The sequence below is a fragment of the Massilia sp. BGA-UO-ETr-WB1 genome (genome assembly GCF_059567845.1).
This window is the reverse complement of record NZ_JCAQOT010000025.1, coordinates 264,709-289,448: the sequence shown is the minus strand read 5'-3', so window position 1 is coordinate 289,448 and position 24,740 is coordinate 264,709. Positions and strand designations below refer to the sequence as shown.

The following is a 24,740-nucleotide window of genomic DNA, read 5'->3' as shown; positions in this document are numbered from 1 at the left end:
TTTACCATAGAACCCCATTCCGGACCGAGATTCGGTGCCATCGGCTGATTTTAAGCCCCTTCTAAGCCGGTTTTTGCTCCTTTTGCGCAGAGCATGCTATGCTTTTAGCAAGCGGTGCTCCGCACCTATCCATTGGAGGCAACATTATGAGCAACTTGCAGCAAACCTATGACTATTCAGGCAAGGGCGTAGCAGTACGCCACAATGTCCTGCGCAACACCTACTGGCTGCTGGCGCTGTCGATGATCCCGACCGTGCTGGGCGCGGCCGCCGGCGTGGCCCTGCACGTGCCGGTGCCGACCGGCATCATGGGCTTCATCGTCTTCATGGCGATCGCCTACGGCTTTATCTGGGGCATTGAAAAGAACAAGAACAGCGGCCTGGGCGTCGGCCTGCTGCTGGGCTTTACCTTCTTCATGGGTCTGATGCTGACGCCATTGCTGACGCGCACCCTGGGCTTCTCCAACGGCGGATCGCTGATCATGCTGGCCTTCAGCGGCACGGCGGCCGTGTTTGCCACGCTGGCGAGTGTCGCCACCGTGTCCAAGCGCGACTTCTCGGCCATGGGCAAGTGGCTGTTCGCGGGCGTGATCGTGGTGATCGTGGCCAGCGTCGCCAACATCTTCTTCCAGATGCCGGCGCTGCACATCGCCATCTGCGTGATGGTGATCGGTATCTTCTCCGCCTACATCCTGCATGACGTGCAGCAGATCGTGAACGGCGGCGAAACCAACTACGTGAGCGCCACGCTGTCGCTGTACCTGAACGTGTACAACATCTTCAGCAGCCTGCTGAGCCTGCTCGGCATCGCCGGCGGCGACCGCGAATAAGCGTTAGCAACATCCCTGAAAAAGCCGGCAGATGCCGGCTTTTTTTTGCCGTTTTTTTATTGCGCGGCGCCGCGCACCTGGAAGCGGGTGGTGGCGATGGGGGTGCCGGCGGCGTCGATCAGCGCCAGTTCGTGGCGGCCGGGCTCGGGGCGCCAGGCCAGGCTGGCGCCGGCGGGGCCGAGGGTGGCGCCATCCAGTTGCCAGCGCAGGCCCTGCCCGGCCTGGGCCTGGAAGAACACGCGCTGGCGGGCGTCCGGGATGTCGGGGTCGATGGCGATGATGCTGGTGTCGGCCGGGTACAGGATGCGCGGGGCGCGGCGGGCGTCCTGCAGCAGCGCCACTTCGGCGCTTTCGGTGCCGGCGACGAACCATTCAGCGCGCGGCGGCTCGAAGGCGGGCTGCCAGGCCACGTCACGGCGCAGTACGCCGGGCGGCGCGGCCGGGGCGCGGCTGGGCACATGCTGGTGCAGGTAGTCCATCACGTCGCGCCAGACTGGGGCGGCGCCCGTCACGCCGGATACGTCCCACATCGAGCTGCCGTCGAAATTGCCGACCCATACGCCCACCGTGTAGCGCTCGCTGTAGCCCAGGCACCAGTTGTCGCGCATATCCTTGCTGGTGCCGGTCTTGACCGCCGCCCAGAAGGTGGTGGCCAGTTCGTTCTTCAGGCCGAAGGTGGCGCTGCGCGCAGCGCGGTCGGACAGGATGTCGCCGATGATGAAGGCGGCGCGCGCGTCGAGCACGCGGCGCCTGGCTTCGGGGGCGCGCGGCAGCAGGCTGGCCGTGCCCTGCAGGCCGCCGCTGGCCAGCGTGCGGTAGGCGTTGGCCAGGTCCAGCAGGCTGACGTCGGCCGAACCCAGCGCCAGCGAATAGCCGTAGTAGTCGGCCGGCTCGGTCAGGCTGTCCAGTCCCAGCTCGCGCAGGCGGCCGTGGAAACGGTCCAGCCCCACCATCATCAGCGTGCGCACGGCCGGCACGTTGAGCGAACCGGCCAGGCTGGTGCGGGCGCTGACGTAGCCCTTGAATTCCTTGTCGTAGTTCTGCGGGATGTACAGGCCGGAGGCGGTGGAGATGTCGACCGCCGTGTCGTCCAGCAGCGAGGCGGCGGTGAGCTGTTTGCGCTCCAGCGCCAGCTGGTACAGGAAGGGCTTGAGCGTGGAGCCGGCCTGGCGCAGCGCCGCCACGCCGTCCACTTCGCTGCCGCCGGCGTTGCCGACATAGGCCAGGATCTCGCCGCTGGCATTGTCCAGCACCACCAGCGCGCCATCCTTCACGTTGCGCTCGCGCAGGGAGATGATCTGCTGGCGCAAGGCCGCCTGCGCGTGGCGCTGCAGAGCGCCGTCCAAGGTGCTGCGCACCTGCTGCGACGGCGCCGTCAGCAGCTTGTGCGCCACCTGCGGCGCGGGCGCCAGCACGGCCATGGCGGCCGAGCGCGCGAAGGCGTTGGCGGCGGTGCTTTCGATGCCGGCGCAATTGGCGTGCGCTTTCAGTTCCTTTGCCAGCGCGCAGGCGCGGCGCGCCACCAGCCTGGGCGCGGCCGACGGCGCGCGCAGCAGGCTGGCCAGCACCGCCGATTCGGCCACGTTCAGGCCGGACGGCGCCTTGCCGAACAAGCCGCGCGCGGCCGCGCCTATGCCTTGCAGCTCGCCACGGAAGGTGACCAGGTTCAGGTAGGCTTCCATGATCTGCGGCTTGGTCCAGGCCTGGTCCAGCTCCCGTGAGGCCTTGACCTGGTCCCATTTTTGCGTCCAGCTGCGGCCCGCAGCGGCGGGCTGCAGGGACGGGTCGAGCTGCGCCGCCAGCTGCATGGTGATGGTGGACGCGCCGCGCGGTCGGCGGCGGAACAGGTTGTCCCATGCCGCCTTGCCGATCGCTTCCAGGTCGACGCCGTCGTGCTGCATGAAGCGCTGGTCCTCGGCCTGCATCACGGCCGCGCCCAGGGCTGGCGAGATGTCGTCCAGCTTCACCCATGGCAGCCGGCGCGCCGCCAGGTCCACCCGCAGCGACTGGATCGGCGCGCCGTTGCGGTCCAGCAGGGTGGAGTCGGAGGCGCGGTAAGACGCTTGCACTTCCGCCAGCGTGGGCACGGCGGTGGCCGTGGCGCCGGCCATGGCCAGCACGGCAGCCAGCGCCTGAGCCGCCGCGCCTCGCCGGGCCGCGGCACGGCAAGTCCCCGACAGCAGGCGGCTCATTTCACGCTCACGGCCGCATTGGGCAGCTCGGCGAACGCCTCCGGGCTGTACATGGCTTCAACGCGCGTTGGCGGCAGCTGGAACTGGCCGGCGTTGTTCAGCCGGACCGTGTACTCGACGCTCCATTTCCCTTTCGGCACGAACTCGTAGTAGGAGCGGAACGCGTCGAAGGTGCGTTCCTGGAAGGCGGGCCATACCCAGCCTTTGCTCTTCTCGCCCGCCGTCAGCAGTTGCGAGTCCTTGCCCAGGCCCGTGCCCAGCACGGAGGCGCTGGCGGGGATGGGGTCGTCGACCACCACCCAGGTCATGTCGGCCTGCGCTTCCAGGTCCAGGCGCACGCGGTACACGTCGCCGCGCGTCCATGCGCCCTTCACTGCCTGCTCCACCGGCGTAATGGTTTTGACGATCTTGTAGCCGGACGATACCGGCGCCTTGAGCGGAATCGCGGCCAGGCTTTGCACCGTCACCCAGGGCTTGCCGCTGCCCGCGTGCTTGAGCGACAGCTCGGATGCGCCGCGCGGCCAAGGCAGCAGCGCGCTGCCGCTGACGGTCCTGGCGTCCAGCGCCACGCTCTTGCTGGCGTTGCCGATGGCGGCGGTGCTGCTGCCGTTCACAGGCTCGCGCTCGAACTTGTCCGAGAATTTGTCCAGCGCCAGCACGCCCCAGGCGTTGGCCACCGTGGTGTTCCAGCGCCCCTTGTGCTGGCGGCCCAGCGCGCCGCGCGCGAGGCGGCCGATGTCCGGCTGCCAGGAAGGATTGTCGCTCACGGCCAGCAGCAGCCGGTTGGCGTTCACGTCGCCGGACACCATCAGCCACCACCAGTTGTCATTGCGCTCGGTGGAGAAGCCCATGGTGGTGCCTTGCAGGTTCAGGCGCGAACGCAGGATCTGCTGCGCCTGCGCCAGCCGCTTGTCGCGCTCGGGCAGCTGCTGCACGCGCTGGTGGATCAGGTACCAGTCGATGACGGCCGACGTCGGCCACAGGTTCGGTTCGGGCGTGAACGATTCCAGTTCGGCGGCGGTGACACGGTTGACGCGCGACAGCGCTTCCAGCGCAGCCACCTTGCGCACCGCGAGATCGGCCGTGGCCAGCGGCGAGCCGCGCGTGATGCGGCCCTGCACGAAGTTCAGCAGCGCGTCCTCCATGCGGGCTTTCAGCTCGGGCGGGAAGGCGAAGCCGGCTTCCTGCACGGCGGACAGCACGTAGGCCGTCAGCGTGTCGCTGCCGCGCTCCATGATGGGGAAGTATTTCAGCAGGCCGTCGCTGTCCAGGTAGGCGGGCAGCTGCGCGGCCAGCTTCTGCCAGCGCTCGGGGTCGCGCAGGGCGATGGCGCGGGACGTGTTCTGCTCGAAGCAGGTGTAGGGGTAGGCCTGCATGTAGTCGCGCACGCCGGGCAGATCGCTGCCCAGGCGCGAGGCGAACAGCGTCTGCACGCCGCCCCGGCCCGGCAGGGCGTCGCCGGGGATTTCCACCTTCATGGTTTGCGGCTGGTCGAGCTGCAGCAGCGTGGCCTGCAGCGTGCGCACCGGCACCGCAGCCTTCACGGACTGTTTCACGCGCAGGCGGTCCGCCCCGGCGTCGCCGGCGATGTTCGCCGTCACATCCCACGCCAGCCCGGTGGCGCCGGCGGGCACCTGGTAGTCCCATCCCACTTCCTGCGCCATGCCGGCCGCGATGGCCACGCTCTGGCGCGGCAAAGCCTTGCCGGACACCTGCGCGCCCAGTTCCACTTTCAGGTCGCGCCCGGTGGTGTTGCGCAGCGTGAAGCCGGCGCGGAACTTGTCGCCTTCGCGCACCATGGCGGGCAGGCCGGAAAGCAGCATCACATCCTGCGAGCTGCGGATCTCGGTACGGCCGGTGCCGAATAAGTCCGCGTTGGCGCTGGCGATGGCGACAATGCGGAACGCCGTCAGCGAATCGTTCACCGGCACCGGCACGCTGGCTTCGCCGTTGGCGTCCAGCTTCACGCGCGCCTTCCAGAACAGCAGCGTGTCGAACAGCTCGCGCCCGCCGCCCTTGCCGCCGCCGCCGCCGTGCGGCACCGCCTTGCGCCCGAAGTGGCGCTTGCCGACCACCTGCATCTGCGCCGTCGACGTTTCCACCTGCAGCCCGCGCTGCTGCATCATCGTCTCCAGCAAGTCCCAGCTGGCGTTCGGCATCAGCTCCAGCAGGCCGACGTCGACCGCCGCCAGCGCCACCTCCGCGCCGGCCGGCGCCGGCGAACCGTCCGCGCGCGTGACCTTCACCGACACTTGCGCCTTCTCGCGCACCTGGTACACCTGGCGGTCGGTCTGCACCGACACTTTCAGCTCATGCGCGGCCCAGCCTACCTTCAACTGCGCCACGCCCATCTTGTAGGCCGGTTTGCCCAGGTCCACCAGCGCGGTCGGCTGCACGCCCGCCACACGGCCGCGCACCACCAGCGCGGACACGAACATGTTCGGCGCGTAGTTCGGCTTGACCGGAATGCTGAACACCGGCGAGCTGCCGGACAGGGGCCGCACATAAGTGTCCAGGATGCCCTCGCGCTCCACCGTCACCAGCGCGGTCGCTTCGCGGAACGGCATGCGCAACTGGAAGGTGGCCGTCTCGCCCGGCTCGTAGCGTTTGCGCTCGGGCAGCAGGTCGATACGGTCGTCGTCGCTGGCCTTGAACCACCAGTCGTCGCCGTCGGCCACCCAGGTTTCGCGGTTGGTGACGGCCAGGCGCTGCTCGCCGTCCTGCGTTTTCGCGCGCAGGATCAGGTTGCCCGACTCCGGCGCGGCCACCTCGCAGATCAGCAAGCCCTTGGCGTCGGTCTTGCCTTCGCAGGCCTTGCCGAGCGCCTTGATCTCGCTGTTGTTCTCGTAGGCGTAGAAGCCGCCGATCAAGCGCCGCCGGTGCGAATAGTTCAGGCGCTGGAAGAAGTCCACCTCCACCGGCGCGCCGGCCACCGCCTTGCCCTGCGTGTCCAGTACGGCCACCTGGAACTTGAGCTTGGCCTTGCTCAGCACCCAGCTGTCCGGCTTGATGCCGATGACGTAGTTCGACGGCCATAGCGGCACGCTGGTTGACGAAGACAGCGTTTCGCCGTTCGCATCCTGGTAGGACATCTCGGCCAGCAGCGTGGCCGGCTGCTCCAGCCTGGGCAGCTTGTCGACCACGAAGCGCGCGCCGCCGGCACGGTCCAGCGTCAGGCTGCGCGTGTGCACCGGGCCGTTCGCGTCACCGCCCTCGCCTTCCATGTCCGGGAACTCCCCCTCGCCTTCACCATCGTCTTCCTCGTCGAAGGCCGGCGCCTGCTCCACTTTGCCGGCCCGCACATCGCCCATGGCAAAGGCGAAATCGTCGTAGTCCTCGAAATGCACGCCACGGGCCAGCTGCGTGGTGCGCAGCTTGACCTGGGCGCCCGCCGCGCCGCCTCCTGACAGATAACTGAGCTGCACGTCCAGCGTCACCTGCTCCGCCTGCACCACCGGCGTGGACGGGCCTTGCAGCAGCGCCTTCATGGTCGGCACGCGGAACTGCTCCACCCGGAAGGTGCCGCCAACCCGGCCGTCGAACATCACCTCGTAAGTGCCCTGCTTCGCGTCCGCCGGAATGGTCCAGCTGCTTTCCGCCACGCCGCCGCCGGCCCAGGCCAGCGGCAATTCATATTTCTGCTCGCTGCCCTGGTGCGTGATCACCAGCTTCGACTCCCTGGCCTGCTGCGCGGCGTACGCGAAGCCGTCCGAGCTGCGGCGGCGCAGGAAGTGCTTCATGTGCACCGTTTCGCCGGTGCGCAGCAAGGTGCGGTCGAACACCGTGGTGGCGATGGTCCTGTCGGCGCGCAGGTCTTCGGTCGGCACATTGAAGCGCCAGGTCTCGATGCCCTCGGACCAGTTGGACAGGGTGAACGTCATGTCGCCGCCGCTGCGGGCGCTGACGAAATAGCCTTCGCTGTACGGGCAGCCGTCGTGCACCAGTTCTTCGCGTATGCTGGCCACGCCCATGGCGTCGGTGCGGCCCTGCCACAGCAACTTGCCGGTGCAGGCGCGCACCGCCACCTGCGCGTTGGGCACCGGCTGGCCCTTGTCGAGCGAGGTCACCCACACCACCGACGACTCGGCGCCGTGCTTGAAGTGCGCCACCATATTCGTTACCAGCGCCGCCGCGCTGACATAGGCCTGGCTGGGCTTGCCCTGCAGCGCCAGCCCGAGCTTGGGACTGGCCAGTTCCACCACGTAGAAGCCCGGCTTGCGCAGCGGGATGCCGATCACTTCGAAGGCCTTGCCGCCGCCCGGCTTGGGCAGCGTGAAGCGCTCTGTCTTCGGCTGCTGCTTGCCTTTCGGTTCACTGAACACGGACTCCTTCAGCCCCCACAGCTCGCCCGGCACCCAGCCCACGCTGCGGTTCTTGCCGGTGAGGCGGCGCAGCCAGTCCATCACTTGCTGGTCCTGCCGCCCTTCCGGGCCGTCCACGCGCAGCATGGCGCCCGCAGCACCGGCTGCGTTGGCGACGTTGGCGGCAGCACCGGTCTTCGCCATGCGCGCGGCGATGCCCGCTTCCACGTTGCGCACCGTGACCGGCAGCAGCTTGTCGCCGCGCGCTTCGATGATGCCGAAACGGGCCGGGAACTTCACCAGCGGCGGCATCTCGCCGGTCTGCACCGCCAGCGGGAAGCGGGCCTGGTTCAGCAGGCTGCGGCCCGCGTCGTCCTTCAGCGCGTCCGGCAGCACCAGGCGCAACCGGGCTTTCTCCGGGAACGGACCGGAGATGGTCACGCTGTTCACATACTCCGCCTTGGCGTCTTCCTTCGACACTTGCGGGCTCCAGCGCTTGCCGCCCGGCCCCGTGATGGCGACTGCGCGCGCATCCGCCATGCGCACCGGCGCGCTGAAGCTCACCCGCACCGGCTGGAACGGTATGCACGGGCCCTTGGCGGACGAGCGTTCGCAATGGAAGGCCGCGCTGAAGTCCGGGCGCGTCTTGAAGCCCAGCACCTGGTCGTGCGCGTTGGCCAGGCCGTCCGGCGTGGCGATGGCGGCGCCCCACACCAGCGTGACCTTGGCGTTCTGCGGCAGGCTGCGCTTGCACTGCAAGACGCTGAGCCGCGCCGGCTTGCCGCGCTGCCCTCCCGCCGCGTGCACCGCGCGCACCTTGCGCGCCTCCAGCACCTGCCGGCGCTCGTCGCCTTGCAGCAGCCGCACCGGTATTCTTTCGTTGATGCCTTCCGCCGTGCAGTAGGCGTGCTGCGCGATGTCCGCCTCGCGCGCCACCGCGTCGAGCGTGAGCACGAACACCTGGTTCTCGTCGATATAGCCGGAGCCTGCGCGCGGCATGGATGCGGCGATGGACGGCCCGCCGGTGTTGAAGCTGTAGCTGCGTTCGCCACCCAGCGGCTTGCCCTCCACGTCGGCCAGCGCGGGCTTGAGCGTGAAGCGGCAGGCCACGCCGGCCGGCAGGTCGCGCTCGAAGTCATAGACCCAGTCGCGGCCGTCGACCCAGCGGCCCTTGCCCGCAGCGGCGGCGGGCGCCTCGCCGCCTTTGCAGTCGGCCTCGAAGGGGTCGCTCAGGCGCAGGTCGCCGAAGGGCACCATCTGCGCGCTGAAGCGCGCCTTCACCTGCCGCACGCCTTTCACCGCGCCTTCCGGCGAAAACGCTTCCACCGCCGTCTGCGCCTGCGCGGCAAACGGCAGCAGGCACAGTACCACTAAGGTCGACAAGACGCGCATATGGACTCCCAGGCTGGATGCAGCCAACAGTGTTGCAAAGACGCTAATGCATGTCAACCATACCAGTCACAAACCGCATATGAAAGCGTGAATCTATTCGTTCCCGGCATGAGGGTGCGCTTGCTATGGTGCCAACTCTTTCAAAAAAAGAGATAACTCAATGACCACCACCCGATGCAAATTGAAACCGCTGGCAGCCTGCATACTCGCAGCGCTGTGCAGCGCGTCCTGGCAGGCGAACGCGCAAAACACGGCGGCTGAACCGGCCGCCGTGATCGTTACCGGCTCGCGTATCCCGCGCGCCAGCCTGGAAGGACCGTCCGCCGTCACCGTCATCACGGGGGAAGACATTACGCGGCAAGGCTACAAGAACGTATTCGATGCGCTCAGCAACCAGGTGCAGAACAGCGGCTTCGTGCAGGGCGCGGACTTCGGCAACACCTTCACGCCGTCCGCCAACGCCCTCAGCCTGCGCGGCCTCGGCCCCAACCACACGCTGGTGCTGCTGAACGGCCGCCGCCTGGCCGACTTCCCCATCGCCTACGAAGGCACGGTGAACTTCACCAACCTGGCCAACATCCCGTCCTCCATCGTGGAACGGATCGAGATCCTGAACGGCGGCGCCTCCGCCATCTACGGCTCGGACGCGATCGCCGGCGTGATCAACGTGGTGCTGAAGAAGAAAAGCGACGGCTTCGACGTGAACCTGAAAGCAGGCAGCACCGAACGCGGAGGCGGCGGCGACAGGCGCGTGCAGTTCAGCGGCGGCAGCACCGGCGACAAGCTCAATACCGTGTTCAGCCTGGAGCTGAGCGAGCGCGATCCGCTGTGGAGCAAGCAGCGCGGCTTCATGGCCAGCAAGGCCGGCACGCCGTCCACCGTGCTGGCGCGCAAGGACGTCAAGACCGGCAATTACCTCGGCCTGGGCAGCGCCTGCAGCACGCTGGGCGACCTGTTCGACGGCAGCACCATCAACTACACGGTGAAGAAAGGCAGCTACTGCGCCAGCCCGGAAGTGGGCCCGACCCACTGGACCGTGCAGACCAAGAACGTCAGCAAGAACGCCTTCGGCAGCGCCACCTATGCGCTGACCGGCGACACTACGCTGTTCGGCGACGTGCTGCTGGGCCGTAACGACAGCGAGAACAACACGCGCGGCCCGTCGTGGACGGCCAACTCCACCGGCGTGTCCTACTTCGCAAACAAGCACACCGGCGCCTACGAGGCCTGGAGCAAATTCATCGCGCCGGAAGAATACGGCGGCGTGGAGCGCTTCAACCGCAGCTGGGAAGACACGGCCGTGGCCGCCACGCTGGGCCTGAAGGGCCGCCTGCCCGGCACGCAGTGGGACTATGAAGCCGCCTACAACGCCTCGCTCTACCAGAGCAAAAACCACGTGCCGCGCACGCTGGCCAATATCGACAGCTTCTTCCTCGGCCCCAGGCTGGGCGTGGACGCGGCCGGCGTGCCGATTTACGCACCCGATCCGGCGCGCCTGGCCAGGCGCCTCACGCCGGCGGAATTCGACAGCATCGTCGGCGCCTCGCACAGCGACGACGAGTCGTGGACCAACACGCTGAGCTTCACCGCCAACGGCGAACTGCTGCAGCTGCCGGCCGGCGCTGTGAAGATCGCCACCGTGGCCGAGGCGGGCCGCCAGGGCTACACCAACACGCCGGACGCCGGCATCAACGCGGGCGTGTTCAACACCGCCGCGCGCTCGGACCCGAACGGCGGCACGCGCACGCGCTACGCGCTGGGCGTGGAGGCCAGCATCCCGCTGCTCAAGCAGGTCACGTCGACCGTGGCGGGCCGCTATGACCGCTACACCTTCGCCGGCCGCAACGAGGGCAAGTTCACCTACAACGGCGGCCTGGAGATCCGCCCGGCGCGCGACGTCCTGGTACGCGGCAACTACGCCACCAGCTTCCGCGCGCCGGACATGAACTACATCTACAAGTCGCGCGGCACCGGCTACTACTCGTCCACCACCGACTACTACCGCTGCCAGCAGGCCGGCCAGAAGATCGAGGACTGCGACTACGCCAACGTGTCGCCGGGGGCGGACTATGTGCAGCTGGGCAGCAAGGACCTCAGCTCGGAGAAGGGCAAATCGTGGGGCGCGGGCGTGGTCTGGTCGCCCAGCGCCAGCTTCGACGCTTCGGCGGACTACTGGAACGTGAAGATCGACGACCTGGTGACCAACCTGAGCGCCAGCAAGCTGCTGCGCGACGAGGCGGCCTGCCGCCTGGGCGGCGCGGACATCAATTCGCCCAGCTGCGTGGACACCATCAGCCGCATCAAGCGCTATCCGCTGACGGCGCTGAACAAGCCGGGCGAGATCCGCGAGATCACGGTCAATCCGATCAACGCGGCGCACCAGAGCACCAGCGGCTTCGACCTGACGGCGCGCTATGCGCTGCGCGGCACGCGCTACGGCGACTTCGTGCTGCGCGGCAGCTACGCCAGGACGCTCACCAAGCGCTACAAGCAATTCGAGGGGGATGAGGTGCAGGACGAGCTGCACTCGCTGGACAACGCCGACTGGCCGGACAAGCTGAACGCCAGCCTTGCCTGGACCATCAGCGACTGGACCAACACGGTATCGGTGAACCGCTACGGCAAACTGCCGAACGGCGCGCAGGAAGCTTACCTGACGCCCACCGCGCTGGTGAACTTCAGCACCGTGTACCGGCTGAACAAGCGCACCACGCTGTCACTGATCGTCAACAACGTGTTCGACAAGATCAAGCACGACACCACGGGCGGCTGGCCGAACTACCCGGTGGGCAGCTACAGCCCGGCCGGACGCGCCGGCTGGGTGGAGCTGAACTACCACTTCGGCTCGTAGGCTTCGTCAGCTTCGTTAGCCTAAGCGGCGGCGCCGAGCGGGTTGACGGCGCCGTCCGGCTCCACGGCGGCCGGCATGTCGCGGCCGTCGGCCAGCTGGGTCACCAGCGCGTCGATGTCCAGGTCGAACACCGCCATCGATTCCACGTGCGAGGTGTGCGGGAACATGTTCACCACGCCGGCCTTGTTCAGCACATAGCCGCACAGGTGCACCAGCACGCCGGCGTCGCGCGCCAGCGTGGAGGGGCTGCACGAGACGTACACGATGCGCTTCGGCAGCAGCTCGGGATGGGTCTTCTTCAGTTCGGCCAGCGCCAGCGACAGGGCCAGCGCGCCGTCGCGCGGCGGGTCGATCAGCATGCGGTCGAACTTGCCGAGCGCGATCAGGTCTTCCTTGCTCACTTCGAACAGATTGCGCGTCATGAAGCTGGTCTTTTCCGACACGCCGTTGACCACCGCGTTCGACAGCGCGCGCTCGGTCAGGGCGGTGCTGCCCTCGATGCCCACCACTTCGCGCGCCTGGGTGGCCAGCGGCAGCGTGAAATTGCCCAGGCCGCAGAACAGGTCGGCCACGCGGTCTTGCGGCTGCACTTCCAGCAGGCGCAGCGCCTTCGACACCAGCACGCGGTTGATGTGGTGGTTCACCTGCGTGAAGTCGACCGGCTTGAACGGCATGCGCACGTTGAACTCGGGCAGCAGGTAGTGCAGCTGCTTGTCCAGCGGGTAGAACGGATAGGCGGTGTCCGGGCCTTTCGGCTGCAGCCACCACTGGATGTTGTACTGGTCCGCGAAGGCCTTCACCTTGGCCTCGTCGTCCGCCGTCAGCGGCTCCATATTGCGCAGCACCAGCACGGTGAGGTCTTCGCCGATGGCCAGCTCGATCTGCGGCACTTTGTCGAAGATGCTCAGCGAGCCGACCAGCGCGCGCAGCGGCATCATCATGTCCGACACGTGCGGCGGCAGGATCTGGCAGCTCTGGATGTCGGCCACGTAGGACGATTTCTTTTCGTGGAAGCCCACCAGCACCGTGTTCTTCTTGGCCACGTGGCGCACCGACAGGCGCGCGCGGTAGCGGTAGCCCCAGGTCGGGCCGTACATCGGGCGCATCACGTTGCCGGCCTTGACTTTGCTCAAGTGCCAGAGGTTGTCCTCCAGCGTGCGCTGCTTGATGGCCACTTGCGCGCTCGGCTCCAGGTGCTGCATGGAGCAGCCGCCGCAATAGTCGAAGTGCACGCACTTGGGCTTGATGCGCATGGCCGACTCCTTGCGGATCTCGACCAGGCGGGCCGCTTCCCAGTTTTTCTTTTTCTTGAACGTTTCGAAGGTAACGCGCTCGCCCGGCAGCGCGCCTTCCACGAATACCACCTTGCCCGGCGTACCGTCTTCGTTTTCGATGTGGCCGACGCCGCGGGCGTCCATGTCGAGCGATTTGATGTCGATGATAATGTCTTGCATAACGTTCAAGATTATTGGGGAAGCAAAGCAAGGCCGCCGGGCGCGTGGCCGGCAGCCGTTCGGAAGGGCGTTATGATATCAGATGCGGGGGGCGATAACAGGGAGTGGCAGTTAGTTACAGCAGCGAGTCGCGCACCACGCCGCGCGCGGCCATGGCGCGTTTCAGCTTGACCAGCGCTTCCTGCTGGATCTGGCGCACCCGCTCGCGCGTGACGCCCATCTCCTCGGCCAGGGTTTCCAGCGTGGCCGGGTCGTCGTTATCCAGCCCGAAGCGGCGCATGATGACGATGCGCTGCTTGTCCGGCAGCTTGGTGAGCCAGTCGCGCACCAGCACAGTCATTTCGTGGTGCTCGGCGCGCGCGTCCGGCGCGTCCTCGCTGTCGCCGGGCAGCATGTCCATCAGCGACGACTGCGGGTCGTTGTCGAGCGGGGCGTCGAGCGAGGTGGCGTGCTCGGACAAGGCCAGGATGTCCTGCACCTCCTCCACCGGCCGCCCCACCAGCTCCGCGATGTCCTCGGCGGTGGCGTCCTTGCCGTTGTGGTGCTGCGCCTCGAGATGGTATTTGCCGCGCAGGATCTGGTTCAGCTCCCGCACCATGTGCACCGGCAGGCGCACCGTGCGCGCCTGGTTCATGATGGCGCGCTCGATGCTCTGGCGTATCCACCAGGTGGCGTAGGTGGAGAAGCGGAAGCCGCGCTCAGGCTCGAACTTGTCGATGGCGCGCATCAGGCCGATGTTGCCCTCCTCGATCATGTCGAGCAGGACCACGCCCCGGTTGATGTAATGCTTGGCGATGGAAACGACCAGCCGCAGATTGTGCTCGATCATGGTCTGGCGGGCGGAGAAGTCGCCCTGCTTGGCCAGGGTGGCGAAGTGCACCTCTTGCGGCGCCGTCAGCAGCGGCCGGGTGCCGATCTGGTTCAGGTAATGCTGGGTGGTGTCGGTGGACAGCTCGGCGGCCAGCACCTTTTTCAGCTCATCGACGCTTTCCAGCACCGCGCCCACTTCCGGCGCGGCCACGCCCCGGCCTTCGCCGCCCTCGCCCTCACCCTCGCCATCACTTTCCACGGCTGCATCGTCGATCTGCTCGTCCGGAAAATCGTCCGGCAGGGCATCGTCATCCAGGCGGTCGTGCGGCGAGTGTGTCATGGGTCGCTAGCGGTTAGGCAAAAACTTCGATGGATCGACCGGTTTGCCCTGCTGCCTGATTTCAAAGTGCAGCTTGACGGCGTCCGTGTCCGAATCCCCCATTTCTGCAATCATCTGCCCCTTGTTCACGCTCTGCCCTTCCTTCACCAGGATGGTCCGGTTGTGCGCATAGGCCGACAGCAGGCTATTACTGTGCTTCACAATAACGAGATTACCATATCCGCGGATGCCGCTACCGGCATACATCACTTTTCCTGCACCTGCGGCCATCACCTGTTGCCCGGCTTTCCCGGCGATGTCGATGCCTTTGTTCTTGCCTTCGTCGAAGGTGGCGATGACGCGGCCTTCGGACGGCCAGGCCCAGCTCAGTTCACGGTCTTCGGCGCTCAGCTGCACGGCGGCGGGCGCCGCGGCGGCAACGGGTGCCGCCGCCGGACTGCCCCCGGCCGCCTGCACCGGGCGCTCGCTGCGCGCCGGCGCCGGCTTGCCCGCGCCGTTGCCGGCGATGCCCTCGTCGCCGCGCTGCAATTCGGCCAGCGCGCCCTCGCTCCACGGTTTTTTCTCGCCGCGCGGGCCGGTCTTCTTGGGCACCGGCTCGGGCTTGACCTCGGTGGTGCCCGGCTGGGGCACGGCCACCGTCTGCACGCCGCCCATCGATTCCGGCGGCTGCACGCGCAGCACCTGGTCCACCTTGATGTCGTTCGGGTTGGCCAGGTTGTTCCAGGTCACGAGGTCGCGGTAGTTCTGGCCGTGCTCGAGGGCGATGCGGATCAGGGTGTCGCCTTTTTTCACGGTGTACAGGCCGCGCTCCTCGCGCTCTTTCTGCGCATCCTCGCTGGGCGAAGGCGGCCTGGCGGGCGGCGCCGTCACCATCGGCGTGGTGCGGTCGATCACGGGCGCCTGGTTCGGCACGGTGGTACAAGCGCTCAGCACGCACAGGGAAATGCTCAGCAGTAACAGGGAACTCTTATTCGTCATACTCATCTTAGTTTGTCATCTTCAGCCGGACCTTATACGGTTCCGGGGCGCAGGGGCACGAAATGGCAGTCTTCCAGCGTCTGGCTGGTCCATTCGGCCTTGCCCAGCCGCGTCACCAGCTCCAGGTGCTGGGCGCGGGCGCCCACCGGGGCGACCAGGCGGCCGCCGATGGCGAGCTGTTCAAGCAGCGCTTGCGGCACTTCCAGGCCGGCAGCGGCCAGGATAATGCCGTCGAACGGGGCGGCCTGAGGCAGCCCTAGCATACCATCTCCGTAATGCAAGCGCAGATTCGCTAGCCGCAGCGGCCGCAAATTACTCTTGGCCAACTCGTGCAGCGGCTTGATGCGCTCGATGGAAAACACCTCCTGCGCCAGGCAGGACAGCACCACCGCCTGGTAGCCGCAGCCGGTGCCGATCTCCAGCACGCGCTTCAACTGTCCGCCATTGCGCATCACCTCGATCATGCGCGCCACGATGTAGGGCTGGGAAATGGTCTGGTGGTGGCCGATCGGCAGCGAGGCGTCGATATAGGCCTGCGAAGCGAGCGCCTCGTCCATGAACATATGGCGCGGCACCGCTTCCAGCGCGCCCAGCACCACCGCGTCCTTCACGCCCTGCCTGGCCACGCGCGCCACCATGGCGCGCCGCACCGCGTCCGACACCAGCGGATTCTGGCGCGGCGCGGCGGCCGGCGCCGCCTGCGCGCGCTCCAGCGCATAGGTGTGCGAGCGCGACGGCATGGCCGTCGGCGCGCTGCCGGGCCGCACCGCCGTGCCCGGCGCCGCCCCTACCCGCACGCCCGGATGCGTGCCGCCCAGCGCCGCGTTGCGGGCGGCGTTCTGCGTGGCCGTCTGCGGCGTGGCCACGGGCGAGAACACGGTCGGCTTTTTCTGCGCTTTGTCCACCACGGAAGACAGCGGCAGCGGGAAGGTGCGGTGTTTATCGGTCATGCCAGGCCCTTTGCCAGCGTCTCGAGTTGGGTACGGTGCGTCAGGTCCACCTGCAGCGGCGTCAGCGACACCCGGCCGTGGGCGACGGCATGGAAATCGGTGCCCTCGCCGGCGTCCTTGCAGGCGCCGGGCGGGCCGATCCAGAAAATTTCCCGGCCGCGCGGGTCCTGCGACCGTATCACCGGTTCGGCCTGGTGGCGGCGGCCGAGCCGGGTGGCCGTGAGCTGGCCCATGGCGGCGTAGGGCCGGTTCGGAATATTAACGTTAAGCAAATACGGCTTGGCCAGCAGGTCGGCGTAGCGCTGCACGATGTCGCGCGCCACCTTGGCCGCGTCGTCGATGTGCTCCCAGCCGTAGGCGCCCTGCGAGAACGCGATGGCCGGGATGCCGAACAGATAGCCCTCGGTGGCGGCCGCCACGGTGCCGGAATACAGGGTGTCGTCGCCCATATTGGGGCCGTTGTTAATGCCGGACACCACCAGGTCGGGCTTTTCCGCCAGCATGCCGGTGAGGGCGATGTGGACGCAGTCGGTCGGCGTTCCGTTGACAAAATAGAATCCATTGGCGGCCTTCTGCACCGACAGCGGCCGGTCCAGCGACAGCGAATTGGAAGCGCCGGAGCGGTTGCCTTCGGGCGCGACGACCACGATGTCGGCTATGGGCGCGAGCGCTTCCGCCAGGGCGTTGATGCCGGGCGCCAGATAGCCATCGTCATTACTAATTAGGATACGCATGGCTGGGATTTTACCCGAAGCAATGGCACGCCAGCACATGGCGGCCGCCGCCCCGGACAAATTTAATGGCCGCGCGGCGACGCCGGGGCAGCGTGACTGCGTGCCGCCCGCGCGCCGCCCTCCGGCCGCTAGCCGCGCGGTTCGGACGAAGCTTCCTGCAGCGGCTGTTCGCGCGGCGGTTCGGCCCGCTGCAGCGAGTACGGCTCCTCGTAATAGGCCTGCACTTGCTGCTCCACGCCGGGTGCGCGGGCCGCCGGGCCGGCCGCCGATTCCGCCGATTCCGCTGGCAAGGCGCCCGGCCGCGCCGCTTGGCGCCGGCGGACATGGCCCGGCGCCGGCGGCGGCAGCGGCGCCCCGTAATGGCCCTGCTCCTCCTGCGCCCCGCGCTGGCCAGGCAGGCCCGGCTGCAGCAGCGGCCCGGGCTGGCCGGTGGCGCGCGCCTGCGGCTGCCCCTCCTCCATCCTGGCCAGGGTCTGCCCCAGCGCCGCAGCCACGCGCAGCGTGTCCTCGTGTTCGGCGCCCAGCAGCCGCGCGCGCACCGCCAGCACCTGTTCCTGCGCCTGGCGCGCCAGCTCCAGTTCGCCGGACATATAGTGCATGCCCGCGCGCGCCTCCAGGCTCGCCAGGGTGAACAAATGCTCCGGCCCCAGCAGCCGCATCTGGATCTGCAGCACTTCCTCCTGGCGGTCCAGCGCGGCCTCGAAATAGCCCTGCCGCGCCAGCGCGCCGGCCTGCGCCGAGCACGCTTCCAGCACGTCCGGGTGCTGCCCGCCCAGCAGCCGCGTGCGCGTCTCGACCACGCAGCGCAGCAGGATGCGCGCCTGGTCCAGCTCGCCCTCCTGCAACAGCATGCGCGCCAGCTGCGCCTTCACGGCGGCCGTCTCCAGGTGCTCCTCTCCCACCACTTTCACATGCAACTGCAGGCTCTCGCGGAAAGCCAGCACGGCGGCGGCGCAGCGTCCCTCGTCCGCATACACCGAGCCCAGCCGGTACAAATCGCGCGCCAGCATCATGCTGTAGGCGCTGCCCGCCTCCACCGCCCGGCGCGACTGCGCCACCGCCGCCAGCAGCGGGATTTCGCGCCGCGACTGCCAGGGCGGGTGGCCGCCGGCCAGCCAGCCCAGCAAGGCCTCGTACGAACGGGTGACGGAAAAACGGTCGGCGAGCGGCTCGCCGCGCACCGCCAGCCGCTCGCCGCGCGCCAGGCTGCGCGACTGCGGCAGCTGCACCTCGTCGAAATAGCTTTCCAGCGACAGCTGCTGCAAACCATAGGCTTCGCCCAGCGCCTGCTCGAACACCGGCTGGTAGCCGGGCAAGCCGGTGGCCGGGTCGCCGCGCCGGCACAGAGCGCGCTGCGCGCTGTTTTCCATGTCGGTGCGGGTCGGCAAGGGATAGATCAGCAGCGGGCGCTGCTCGTCCTCGTGGCTGCGGCGGTAGGTGGTGGCGCGCTGCACCAGCGCCTGCAAGCCTTCCAGGCTCTGGCGGTTGGCTTCGAACAGCAGCACCAGCCGGGTCGGCAGCAAGGTGGTGCAGATGCCGGTGCTGTCGGTGCGGCCGCTGCGCGCGTCCACCAGCACGTGGCGGAACTGGCGCGCCAGCATGTCGGCAAAGCTGCGGAACAGCGCCGGACACAGGTGGAACAGCGCCTCCCAGTTGAACGCCGCCGCGCGTTCGGCGTAGCCAGCATCGAGCCGGCCGGCGCGCATCAGGTACAGCGGGCGGCTCTGGTCCACCCGCACCACGTAGCGTTCCCAGCCCACCGCGTCGAGCACCTGACTGGCCAGCGCCGCGTCGTCCGGCGCGGCGCTGCGGCGGCTGCGGCGCTGCAGCTGGTCGCGGCAGGCGGTGAACAGTTCGAGCAGGCCCGGCCCGTCGGCCGCTGGCGCGAAATACTGGTGCAGGCCGGGCGCTTCCAGGTCCCAGTCCACCATCAGCACCGGCACCGTCGACTGGTTGCGCCCGGCCAGCAAGGCGGCAAGATTGGCCACCGCCATGCTGCGGCCAACGCCGCCCTTATGCGAGTGGAATGTCATGACTTCGCCGGGCGTGGCCAGCGGCGGCAGCAGGTGTGGGAGTTCCATGGTTCACCTTAGCGAGGAAAATGGGGCGGTGGCGTGGCGCGCCACGCCTCCGGGATGGGCGGCAATACGAAATGGCTGCAGTCATGCCCGGGCGGGATGCTGGACTTCAGATAGTGGTAATGGGCAGCGATGCGCTGCACGATTTTCTCGATGTCCGGCAGGAAGTCGGGATTGGTCTTCAGGTCGCCGCTGGCCAGCGTGTAGCGCGAAAAGTCCACGTACATGCCGGGATCGGTGATCTGCGGCGGCAGGCTGAATGGATGGCGCGTCATGATGACCGGGATGATCAGGTGGCTGGGCAGCGGATACCACTGGCGGCGCTCGTTCTCGATCTGCTGCATGGCGGCGAATTCGCGCCGGGTGTAGCCGTGCGCTTCGTATTTCGGCGTATAAATGACGATCATGCACACGCTTTCGCACAGCGCGGTGGCGATGCGCCGGTCCAGGTCGTCCCCGCCGCCGAGTTGTTCGGTGTCGATGAACAGTTCGCTTTCATTGTCAAAATGGGGTTCCAGATAGCACTTGAGCGCCTCGGCCAGGTCATTCTTGAACTTGATCATATGGGGGTGGCGCCCGTGCGCATAACTGAAGAAACAGCCGTAGCGGATAGTCGACATGGCAGCCTCCTGCTTGCTCATTGAATCCACTGTAGCGCTCTGGCCGCACGGCGCTTTGCGAAATCGCAAACGGGCAGGCGGCAGCGTCAGCATCAAGTAAGCAAGGCAGTCAGCAATAAAGTAAGCAACCCAGCCGTCCAGAACCGGCGTAAAATAAAACGACCGTACTATTTAATAATGAATAAACACTGGAGACCGCATGAAAGCCATCGTATGCAAAGCCTGGGGCCTGCCCGACACCCTCACCGTGGAAGAGCTGCCGGACCTGGAAGCGGCGCCCGGCCACGTGGTGCTGGACGTGAAAGCGGCCGGCGTCAACTTCCCGGACGTGCTCATCATCCAGGGCAAGTACCAGTACAAGCCGGCCCTGCCCTTCACGCCCGGCAATGAAGTGTCCGGCGTGGTGCGCGCCGTGGGCGAAGGCGTGACCGGCTACAAGGTGGGCGACAAGGTGATCGCCTTCTCGGCGCACGGCGCCTTCGCCGAGCAGCTGGCGGTGCCGGCGCAGGCGCTGATGCCGATGCCGCCCGGCATGGACTTCGACACGGCGGCCGCCATCACCCTCACCTACGGCACCTCGCACCACGCGGTGGTGGACCGCGCCGCGCTCAAACCCGGCGAAACCATGCTGGTGCTGGGCGCGGCCGGCGGCGTGGGGCTGGCGGCGATCGAGATCGGCAAGGCGCTGGGTGCGCGCGTGATCGCCGCCGCCTCCACCGACGACAAGCTGGCCGTGTGCAAGGCGCACGGCGCCGACGCGCTGATCAACTACAGCAAGGAAGATCTACGCGAAGCGGTCAAGGCCGCCACCGGCGGCAAGGGCCCGGACGTGGTGTACGACCCGGTGGGCGGCGACTACGCCGAGGCCGCGTTCCGCGCCATCGCGTGGCGCGGGCGCTATCTGGTGGTGGGCTTCGCCAACGGCGAGATCCCCAAGCTGCCGCTCAACCTGGCGCTGTTGAAAGGCGCCTCGCTGGTGGGCGTGTTCTGGGGCGAGTTCGCCAAGCGCGAGCCGAAGGCCAACCTGGCCGGCATGATGCAGCTGCTGGGCTGGCTGGCCGAAGGCAAGATCAAGCCCCACATCTCCGCCCGCTACGCCTTGGCCGACACCCCGCAGGCGCTGAACGACATGGCCGCCCGCAAAGTCACCGGCAAGGTCGTCATCAATCCGCAAGCCTAAGCGAGCTGAGCCGCATTCGGGGTCTGACCCCGAATGCGGCTCAGGCCGCTTGTAGGAAGTGCGGAATGGGCGTCATGGGCTGACTTCGGGCTCGGATGGGGGCTCGCCTTTGAAGAAGTCGATCACGACTTGCGCTTCGCGGGTGCGCTTGAACGGCGGCAGGCTTTGCCAGACGCGGCGGCCGTAGGGCTTGGTGATCACGCGCGGGTCGCACAGCATCAGCACGCCGCGGTCGCCTTCGTCGCGGATCAGGCGGCCGGCGCCCTGCTTCAGGTTGATGATCGCTTCCGGCAGCGTGTGGTTCATGAAGCCGTTCAGCCCCTGCTTTTCCATCACCTCGATGCGCGCGGCCAGCACCGGGTCGTCCGGCGGGGCGAACGGCATCTTGTCGATAATCACCAGCGACAGCGCTTCGCCGCGCACGTCGACGCCTTCCCAGAAGCTCTGGCTGCCGATCAGCACGCCGTTGCCGGACTTGCGGAACTGGTCCAGCAGCTCGGTGCGGCCCTTGTCGCCCTGCACGAACAGCGGATACGGCAGGCCGCGCTGCTCGAACTCGTTGCGCAGCCGCTCGGCGGCGCGCTTGACCGCGCGCAAGGTGGTGCACAGCAGGAAGGCGCGCCCCTGCGACGCTTCGATCACCGGCAGCGCCGCGTCCAGCACGGCGTCGGTGTAGCCCATGGAGTTCGGGTCCGGCAAGCCCTGCGGCACGTACAGGATGCCCTGCTGCTCGTAGTTGAACGGGCTGGGCCAGGTGCGCGCCGGCTCGCCGGTCAAGCCCATCTGCTCGGCGAAGTGCTTGAAGTCGTTCTTCACGGCCAGGGTGGCCGAGGTGAAGATCCAGCTGCGCGGCACGCCTTCGCGCTGGCCGTTGAAGATGGGCGCGATGGACAGCGGCGTCTTGTGCAGCTGCAGCGAGCTGGTGTAGGCCTCCACCCAGAACACGGCTTCCTCGCCCTTGTCCACCTTGGCCTTGGGGTCGAATTTCCAGTCGCGCAGCGCCGTCATCAGCTCGATGCCGCGCATGCGGCACTGGTCCAGCGTCTCGGCGCGCTCGCCCTGCTTTTCCAGCACGGCCAGCATGCCGTCCAGCTCGTCCTTCAGGGTTTCCAGCGCCGGGAAGAAGCCGCTCGACGGCGCGATCTGCGGCAAGGACAGGCGCACGATGTCCTGCGGGAAGGTCAGGCGCAGGTCGCGCGCGGCCTTTTCCACCACGGTCACCACCTTGCCCCAGTCGGCGCCGTCGCGCGCGTGCGCCAGGCCTTCGGCCAGCACGTCGCGGCACAGTTCCAGCACTTGCGAGGTGGAAAACGTGTCGCCGAAGAACAGGGTGGCGGTGTCGGGCAGCTGGTGCGCCTCGTCGAAGATGATGGTGTTGGCCGACGGCAGCAGCTCGGCCACGCCGGTGTCCTTCAGCGCCACGTCGGCGAAGAACAGGTGGTGGTTGACCACCACCACGTCGGCCTGCTGCGCTTCCTTGCGCGCCTTCATCACGAAGCAGTCCTGGTAGTACTGGCACTCGGCGCCCATGCAGTTGTCGCGGGTGGAGGTGACCAGGTTCCAGATGGTGGCGTTCTCCGGCACCCGGGCCAGCTCGGCCTTGTCGCCGGACGAGGTCATCTTCAGGAAGCGCGAAATCTCGCGCAGGTAGCCCACGTCCTCGCGCGAGGTCATGCGCCCGTTCTGCAGCGTGCGTTCCAGGTGGTAGTGGCACAGGTAGTTGCCGCGCCCCTTGAGCAGCGCCACCGACACCGGCGCCTGCAGCGCCGCGCGCACCGTGGGGATGTCGCGCAGGAACAGCTGGTCCTGCAGGTTCTTGGTGCCGGTCGAGACGATGGTCTTGCCGCCCCACAGCAGCGCCGGCACCAGGTAGGCGAAGGTCTTGCCCGTGCCCGTGCCGGCCTCGGCCATCAAGGTGCTGCGCCCGTCGATGGCGGCCGCGATGGCTTTGGCCATCTCGGTTTGCGAACGGCGCGGCCGGAAGCCGCCCACTGCCGGGCTGAGCGGCCCGCCGGGACCGAACAGGCGGTCGATTTCGGCATCGTGCTTGCCGGGTTCGGGGAGTGGCTCGGGCGCGGCGGCGTCAGCCGTGAGTCGGGAATCGGTCAAAATAAGCTAAGATGGGGCTGCCGCACACGAGGTGGTGCGGCTTAAGCCGGTACGTCGGGCACCAGTTGCATTTTCAGCAAGGTGATGTAGTCTTTGAGTTGCAGCTTGCGTTTTTTCAGGCGGCGCAGCTGGAGCTGGTCGTGGTGGCCGTCCAGGGTCAGCATGTCGATCACGGCGTCCAGGTCGCGGTGTTCAACGTCGAGCTCGATAATGCGGCGCTTGATTTCTTCTACGTCTGTCATAGGGTCTCGGTTCTGTTATATTTCCCAACAGTTTCGCCTGGTCAACAACCCTACGCTTGCAACAAAACTGCTTACCGGTGCATAGTTTAACTCAGTGCACAGATGCAGGCTAGCCAGTCCATATGAGCAATTACAAAATCGAAGCCGGCACCGCCCAGCATCTGGGCAACCGGCCCCAACAGAACGACCGCGCCGCGCTCTACACGGCGCCGAAAGCGCCGGGCTATGTGATGGCGGTGCTGGCCGACGGCATGGGCAGCGGCAGCACGGCGCCGGAGCAGGTGCTGCACACCAGCAAGCAGCTGTTCGACGATTACCGCGCCGGCGACACGGCCAACCTGGCCCGGGTGCAGGAGCTGCTGCGCAGCATCGCGCAGGAAACCCACGAAGTGCTGACCATGAATCCGCTGGGCGCCAGCAGCGAACCGCAATCCACGCTGCTGCTGCTGGTGCTGACGCCGCAGGGCCAGGCCGTGTGGGCCTACGTGGGCGACTCGCGCCTGTACCGCTTCGCCGGCGCGCGGTGCGCCGAGCGCAGCAGCGACGCGTCCTATATCGCGCACCTGGTGAACGTGGACAAGCTGCCGCCCGAAGCGGCCAGGAAGCACCGCAGCGCACGCCTGCTGAACAATGTGCTGGGCAACCGGCAGAAGGCGCCGTTCGTGACGGTGGGCGTGCACGAGGGGCTGCAGCCGGGCGATGCCTTCCTGCTTTGCTCGGACGGGCTGTGGCAGTACTTCACCGAGACGGAAATGGCCACCGTGGTGGCGCGCGGCACGCCGCGCCAAGCTTCGGAAATGCTGATCAACAAGGCCATCGAACGGGCCAGGGGCCAGGGCGACAACTGCAGCATGGCCATTATCAAGCTGGTGGCGCCGCCCAAGGAGGCGCCTACCTACACGGTGCAGAAGATGGGCAAGGCGGTGTGAGCTTACTGAGCAAGCTTACGCTCTGAGCTTACTTCTTGGCAGCCTTGGCGGCGGCTTCGGCGGCATCCTTGGCGGCCTGGGCGGCGGCGGCGGCTTCGCGCTTGCGCGCCTTCTCTTCCTTGGCGGCCTTCTTGGCCGCGATCTCGGCCTGGCGCTTTTCGGACTCGGCCTTCTTCTTCTCGAACGCGGCCACGCTGGCGGCGCGCTTCGGCGCCTCGGCGGCGTCCTTCGCCGCCTGCGCTTTCACCTTGGCGTCGTGCTCGGCCTGGCGCTGCGCCTGGCTGGGGCCCGGCTTGGCGGCCGGCTTGGCCGGCTCGCGCTCGGCTTGCGGCGCGGGCGGGTTTTCCACGCGGCGCGCCAGTTCTTCCTCGTCCTTCCTCATGCGCTCGGCCAGCTCGGCGTCGCGCTTGTCCACCGCCGCCTTGCGCTTGTAATGGTTGGCTTCCACTTCGATGGCGCGCAGGCCGGCCAGCGCCACGCGGCGCTTTTCCTTGGCCGCGTCCAGGCAGTAATTGACGAAGAACTTGGCGTTGCAGACCTGCTCGGCGGCGTCGTACTCGGCCTGCACGGCGGCGCGGCCCTGCGCCACTTCGGCCAGGCGCGCGTCGGCCTGCTCGACCGAGTGCGATTGCGGAACGGCCGGCTCGCCCACCGGCGCCTGCCCGATTTTCTGGGCCTGCGCCGGCAGCGCCGCCGCCAGGGCCGCGCTTGCAAACAGCGCCGCCAGATTGAAGTACTTTGCCATGTTTA

At 67.6% G+C, this 24,740-nt stretch carries 16 protein-coding genes; 4 read left to right on the top strand and 12 right to left on the bottom strand.

From position 1 onward, the window contains the following. The first annotated feature begins 146 nt into the window (after nucleotides 1-146). Nucleotides 147-830, top strand: coding sequence for a Bax inhibitor-1/YccA family protein (locus tag AC56DV_RS19405; RefSeq protein ID WP_496315879.1), 684 nt, complete (start codon nucleotides 147-149; stop codon nucleotides 828-830). Between the two features lie 56 nt (nucleotides 831-886). Here the strand turns inward: AC56DV_RS19405 and pbpC are convergent, their stop codons facing one another. Together pbpC and AC56DV_RS19395 are read right to left on the bottom strand one after the other, a co-directional pair. Continuing rightward, nucleotides 887-3,022, bottom strand: a complete 2,136-nt coding sequence (gene pbpC, locus AC56DV_RS19400) for a penicillin-binding protein 1C (protein WP_496315878.1) — start codon at nucleotides 3,020-3,022, stop codon at nucleotides 887-889. Continuing rightward, nucleotides 3,019-8,715, bottom strand: coding sequence for an alpha-2-macroglobulin family protein (locus tag AC56DV_RS19395; RefSeq protein WP_496315877.1), 5,697 nt, complete (start codon nucleotides 8,713-8,715; stop codon nucleotides 3,019-3,021). Before AC56DV_RS19395 ends, pbpC begins: the two co-directional genes overlap by 4 nt. Before the next feature lie 160 nt (nucleotides 8,716-8,875). On the opposite strand from AC56DV_RS19395, the gene AC56DV_RS19390 reads away from it, so the two are divergent. Beyond that, nucleotides 8,876-11,566, top strand: a complete 2,691-nt coding sequence (locus AC56DV_RS19390; RefSeq protein WP_496315876.1) for a TonB-dependent receptor plug domain-containing protein — start codon at nucleotides 8,876-8,878, stop codon at nucleotides 11,564-11,566. A 20-nt stretch (nucleotides 11,567-11,586) separates the two neighbouring features. Here AC56DV_RS19390 and rlmD read toward each other — a convergent pair whose 3' ends face one another. The 7 genes from rlmD to AC56DV_RS19355 form a co-directional block, all read right to left on the bottom strand. Continuing rightward, nucleotides 11,587-13,020 (bottom strand): 23S rRNA (uracil(1939)-C(5))-methyltransferase RlmD, encoded by a 1,434-nt coding sequence (rlmD, locus tag AC56DV_RS19385; RefSeq protein WP_496315875.1) that lies wholly within the window; start codon nucleotides 13,018-13,020, stop codon nucleotides 11,587-11,589. A gap of 115 nt (nucleotides 13,021-13,135) precedes the next feature. Then, entirely contained in the window at nucleotides 13,136-14,170 is a 1,035-nt protein-coding gene (gene rpoS / locus AC56DV_RS19380) for an RNA polymerase sigma factor RpoS (protein WP_496315874.1), read from the bottom strand. Between the two features lie 6 nt (nucleotides 14,171-14,176). Continuing rightward, a complete protein-coding gene (locus tag AC56DV_RS19375) occupies nucleotides 14,177-15,148 on the bottom strand; it encodes a peptidoglycan DD-metalloendopeptidase family protein (protein ID WP_496316426.1) in 972 nt (323 codons plus the stop codon). A 32-nt stretch (nucleotides 15,149-15,180) separates the two neighbouring features. After that, complete coding sequence (locus tag AC56DV_RS19370; protein ID WP_496315873.1) at nucleotides 15,181-16,098, bottom strand: protein-L-isoaspartate(D-aspartate) O-methyltransferase; 918 nt, start codon at nucleotides 16,096-16,098, stop codon at nucleotides 15,181-15,183. Then, nucleotides 16,095-16,832 (bottom strand): 5'/3'-nucleotidase SurE, encoded by a 738-nt coding sequence (gene surE, locus AC56DV_RS19365; protein WP_496315872.1) that lies wholly within the window; start codon nucleotides 16,830-16,832, stop codon nucleotides 16,095-16,097. The genes AC56DV_RS19370 and surE overlap by 4 nt, the downstream gene beginning before the upstream one ends. Before the next feature lie 128 nt (nucleotides 16,833-16,960). After that, on the bottom strand, nucleotides 16,961-18,913 hold the full coding sequence (locus AC56DV_RS19360; protein WP_496315871.1) for a KGGVGR-motif variant AAA ATPase: 1,953 nt from the start codon (nucleotides 18,911-18,913) through the stop codon (nucleotides 16,961-16,963). An 8-nt stretch (nucleotides 18,914-18,921) separates the two neighbouring features. Beyond that, nucleotides 18,922-19,530 carry a toll/interleukin-1 receptor domain-containing protein gene (locus tag AC56DV_RS19355; protein WP_496315870.1) on the bottom strand — a complete coding sequence of 203 codons (609 nt, stop codon included), beginning with the start codon at nucleotides 19,528-19,530 and terminating at the stop codon, nucleotides 18,922-18,924. Between the two features lie 199 nt (nucleotides 19,531-19,729). On the opposite strand from AC56DV_RS19355, the gene AC56DV_RS19350 reads away from it, so the two are divergent. Next, on the top strand, nucleotides 19,730-20,710 hold the full coding sequence (locus AC56DV_RS19350) for an NADPH:quinone oxidoreductase family protein (protein WP_496315869.1): 981 nt from the start codon (nucleotides 19,730-19,732) through the stop codon (nucleotides 20,708-20,710). A gap of 72 nt (nucleotides 20,711-20,782) precedes the next feature. On the opposite strand, the gene yoaA is transcribed toward AC56DV_RS19350, so the two are convergent. Both yoaA and AC56DV_RS19340 read right to left on the bottom strand, forming a co-directional pair. Next, a complete protein-coding gene (yoaA, locus tag AC56DV_RS19345) occupies nucleotides 20,783-22,819 on the bottom strand; it encodes a DNA repair helicase YoaA (protein WP_496315868.1) in 2,037 nt (678 codons plus the stop codon). A gap of 41 nt (nucleotides 22,820-22,860) precedes the next feature. After that, nucleotides 22,861-23,061, bottom strand: a complete 201-nt coding sequence (locus AC56DV_RS19340) for a YdcH family protein (protein ID WP_056394845.1) — start codon at nucleotides 23,059-23,061, stop codon at nucleotides 22,861-22,863. A gap of 122 nt (nucleotides 23,062-23,183) precedes the next feature. Here AC56DV_RS19340 and AC56DV_RS19335 point away from each other — a divergent pair, with 122 nt between their 5' ends. Further along, complete coding sequence (locus tag AC56DV_RS19335) at nucleotides 23,184-23,990, top strand: PP2C family protein-serine/threonine phosphatase (protein WP_496315867.1); 807 nt, start codon at nucleotides 23,184-23,186, stop codon at nucleotides 23,988-23,990. Between the two features lie 28 nt (nucleotides 23,991-24,018). On the opposite strand, the gene AC56DV_RS19330 is transcribed toward AC56DV_RS19335, so the two are convergent. Then, complete coding sequence (locus AC56DV_RS19330) at nucleotides 24,019-24,735, bottom strand: hypothetical protein (RefSeq protein ID WP_496315866.1); 717 nt, start codon at nucleotides 24,733-24,735, stop codon at nucleotides 24,019-24,021. Nucleotides 24,736-24,740: the final 5 nt, after the last annotated feature.

Coding starts and splice junctions, on each gene's coding strand:
- AC56DV_RS19355 (WP_496315870.1), bottom strand. CDS start 19,530: ATGTCGACTATCCGCTACGGCTGTTTCTTCAGTTATGCGCACGGGCGC.
- AC56DV_RS19360 (WP_496315871.1), bottom strand. CDS start 18,913: ATGGAACTCCCACACCTGCTGCCGCCGCTGGCCACGCCCGGCGAAGTC.
- surE (WP_496315872.1), bottom strand. CDS start 16,832: ATGCGTATCCTAATTAGTAATGACGATGGCTATCTGGCGCCCGGCATC.
- AC56DV_RS19390 (WP_496315876.1), top strand. CDS start 8,876: ATGACCACCACCCGATGCAAATTGAAACCGCTGGCAGCCTGCATACTC.
- AC56DV_RS19330 (WP_496315866.1), bottom strand. CDS start 24,735: ATGGCAAAGTACTTCAATCTGGCGGCGCTGTTTGCAAGCGCGGCCCTG.
- AC56DV_RS19370 (WP_496315873.1), bottom strand. CDS start 16,098: ATGACCGATAAACACCGCACCTTCCCGCTGCCGCTGTCTTCCGTGGTG.
- AC56DV_RS19375 (WP_496316426.1), bottom strand. CDS start 15,148: ATGACGAATAAGAGTTCCCTGTTACTGCTGAGCATTTCCCTGTGCGTG.
- AC56DV_RS19350 (WP_496315869.1), top strand. CDS start 19,730: ATGAAAGCCATCGTATGCAAAGCCTGGGGCCTGCCCGACACCCTCACC.
- rpoS (WP_496315874.1), bottom strand. CDS start 14,170: ATGACACACTCGCCGCACGACCGCCTGGATGACGATGCCCTGCCGGAC.
- AC56DV_RS19395 (WP_496315877.1), bottom strand. CDS start 8,715: ATGCGCGTCTTGTCGACCTTAGTGGTACTGTGCCTGCTGCCGTTTGCC.
- pbpC (WP_496315878.1), bottom strand. CDS start 3,022: ATGAGCCGCCTGCTGTCGGGGACTTGCCGTGCCGCGGCCCGGCGAGGC.
- AC56DV_RS19405 (WP_496315879.1), top strand. CDS start 147: ATGAGCAACTTGCAGCAAACCTATGACTATTCAGGCAAGGGCGTAGCA.
- AC56DV_RS19335 (WP_496315867.1), top strand. CDS start 23,184: ATGAGCAATTACAAAATCGAAGCCGGCACCGCCCAGCATCTGGGCAAC.
- AC56DV_RS19340 (WP_056394845.1), bottom strand. CDS start 23,061: ATGACAGACGTAGAAGAAATCAAGCGCCGCATTATCGAGCTCGACGTT.
- rlmD (WP_496315875.1), bottom strand. CDS start 13,020: ATGCAAGACATTATCATCGACATCAAATCGCTCGACATGGACGCCCGC.